Genomic DNA, 2,885 nt, shown 5'->3' with positions numbered 1-2,885 from the left:
GTCTTAAATGGTTTTGAAATCTTCTTGTCTTCAATAAAAATACAATCTTTAAACGTATTTTTTCCAGAACCAGTAGGGAATTCATTGGTGAAGATGTTTAATACATTTGTTTGTGATATGTCATTTGAGAAAGTATATTCTTGATCATTGATTAAATCTTTTAGTGTTTCAAGCTCTATCTTTCTTTTTCCATTGGCAAGTTTTGTACAAATAAACTTAATAAAGTTTTCTTCAAGTTCATTCAATCTGATCTTATAATCCTTTTCATATTTCTTTAAAAAGACATAGTAAGATCCTAGTGATTTGTTGTCGAAAATTCTTTGTACGTCAATTTCTCCATAGGTTTCAAAATCCATAAGAGTAGGGATTCTTCCAAGTTTATTCTTTAGATTTTTATAGCTATCCTTAATGAGCTTGATATCCGCAAAATTGGCGGTGTCAATCGACGCAAAAATTTGTTTCTTACTGATTTCATCAAAGTGAATCGTACTCGATCCTGGAATAATTCTTTCACCTTCAAGAACATATCGTCTTATATTGTCTTTGTTGTAAGAACGATCTCCAGATAGGGCGATTGGAATCATGAAGTTGTTTTTGTAGTTTCCAATGAAGTCTAGAATGACAACATATTCTTTGCCTTTTGATTTTCTTAGGCCTCGGCCTAATTGTTGGACAAAGACAATGGGTGATTGTGTAGGTCTTAATAGTACAACTTGATTGATTTCAGGAATGTCGACACCTTCATTAAAAATATCTACAGTTAAAATGTATTGTAGATAGTCACTTCTTGTATCGGATACTAAGCGATCAATCGCATCTTCTCTTTTTTCTTGAGAATCCTCTCCACTTAAAGCGATGGTTCGATACCCTCTTAGATTTAATCTTTCACTAAGGGCAGCCGCTTCTTTCTTGGAACTGCAAAACATGAGTCCTTTGACTCTTTCTCCACTATATCCATAGTAATTGGTTTGTTCGATAATGTAGTCGACTCTTTGGTTCGATGTAAGGTAGTTGAAATCTGTAAAATCGGTTTCGTTTCCGTTTGTTAAAAAGTCAGTAATGCCAAAATAGTGGAATGGACATAATAAGTTTTCTTCTAGAGCTTGTTGAAGACGAATTTCATAGGCAATATTATGGTCGAAGGCTGCATATACATCAAAGTCATCGGTTCTTTCTGGGCTTGCGCTCATTCCTAGCCAAAACTTTGGTTTAAAGTAGTCCATGATTTCTTGATAGCTTTTAGCTCCAATGCGATGTGCCTCATCAATGATGATGGTATCGAATGTATCAGGGGCAAAACTTGAATACACTTCTTTTTTAGACATCGTTTGCATGGTTGCAAACAAGTAGTCTACATCTGTATCCTTGCTGTTTCCAGATAAAAGCCCAAATGTTTTTGTATTTTTAAATACATTTTTGTAGCTTTGAAGAGCTTGTTTGGCAATCTGCTCTCTATGCACTAAAAATAGGGCTTTCTTGGGATTCTGATCTTGTAAGGCAAAGGCTGAGGCATACGTTTTTCCTGTTCCCGTGGCTGAAATCAACAAACTCTTTGATTCATTCTCATTGCGAAGCTTTCTAAGATTGGAAATAAAGGCTTTCTGCATAGAATTTGGAATCAGTTGTTTAGAAGGTAATTTAATGTCTTCTTTTTGCTTCACCTTTTTGTATTCTTCATAATGCACTCTATATGCACCAATAAATGCATTGTAGGAATATGTATTTGGATGATTCCATAATTCTTCAAATTCATCTAACATTTCAGAAACGAATTCTCCGGATTTTGTGGACACAATTTTTGTATTCCATTCTCGATTTGTAGTAAGTGCTGTATTTGTCATATTACTAGAACCCACAAGGATCTTGTAGATTTCATCGGATTGAAAGATATATCCCTTGGTATGAAAACCATTCTTTGAGTCGGGTACTAGATACATTTTAAGTTCAACATTCGAAAATGTAGCGAGTTTATCTAACGCTTTAGGATCACTAAATGCCAAATAGTCCGTTGTTAGAATCTTTCCATGGATGCCTTTATCTTCTAGAGTACGAAGCGTTTGAAGTAAGGGGGTAATTCCTCCCATGGTAATGAAGGCTACACTGATTAAAAAGGAGTCGCAGTGTAATAGTTCATCTTCAATAGTGCTTAGTACTTTTCTTCCATTCTTATAGTCGTTTGAAATAAATTGAGGTCGATATAATACGTTGGAAGATATATTTTTGTCTAAAAATGCGGTAGATAGGCCGCTCTGTATATTTTGATAGTTCATACCTAACATTATACCAGCATTAAAATGAAATCATAGATCGAAAAGGTTATAATATTTGGTAGAAAGATTTGTATAAAGCAGGGTATAGTGAATGGAAAATATAATAATTTCAAAAGAGTTTCTAGATTGGTATGAATATTATAATGAGTGTAAAGAAAAGTATTCAAGTTTAGTAAATGATGTAGAGGATAAATTGATTCGTGGTGAATATAATGAGATTCAAATTCCTTTTTCAAATATGAATACGAATAATTTGAATCGTGATATATCGAGCTTAGAAAAGATTCAAGTGCTTATGATGCAGGGGAGTACAAGTCAGATTAATGTAGAAATAGAGCTTGTAAAGGAGAAGATGTTAGAGTCTTGTTTAAATGTAAATTTTGGCATATTGTGCAATCCATTTGCAAGTACGTTATATCGTATGATTTTGGATTCGAGTAGAGTTAAGAAACATATTGAGGATGTTTCTAAACGATGTAAAGAAAATGATTTCTATACTTCTGTGTTTATCCCTGTTTACTTAAGACATTTTTATGCGTCTATTTGCGAAGAGTGTATTAAGGGATATAGTTCATATGAGTTTGTTCAATCTGTTGATTCTTTAATTGAAGAAGA

General features: G+C 33.4%; 2 protein-coding genes. One reads left to right on the top strand and one right to left on the bottom strand.

The window, feature by feature from the left end; translation table 11 throughout:
* A partial coding sequence (locus ACZQCL_RS08270; RefSeq protein ID WP_482482736.1) for a DEAD/DEAH box helicase family protein occupies positions 1–2,270 on the bottom strand: 2,270 nt, incomplete at its 3' end.
* A 91-nt stretch (positions 2,271–2,361) separates the two neighbouring features.
* Between ACZQCL_RS08270 and ACZQCL_RS08265 the strand changes: the two genes are divergently transcribed.
* Positions 2,362–2,885 (top strand): hypothetical protein (locus tag ACZQCL_RS08265; RefSeq protein ID WP_482482734.1); only part of this gene is annotated, 524 nt, incomplete at its 3' end.

Source organism: Holdemanella sp. (assembly GCF_056804935.1).
This window is presented reverse-complemented; position numbering and strand designations above follow the sequence as displayed.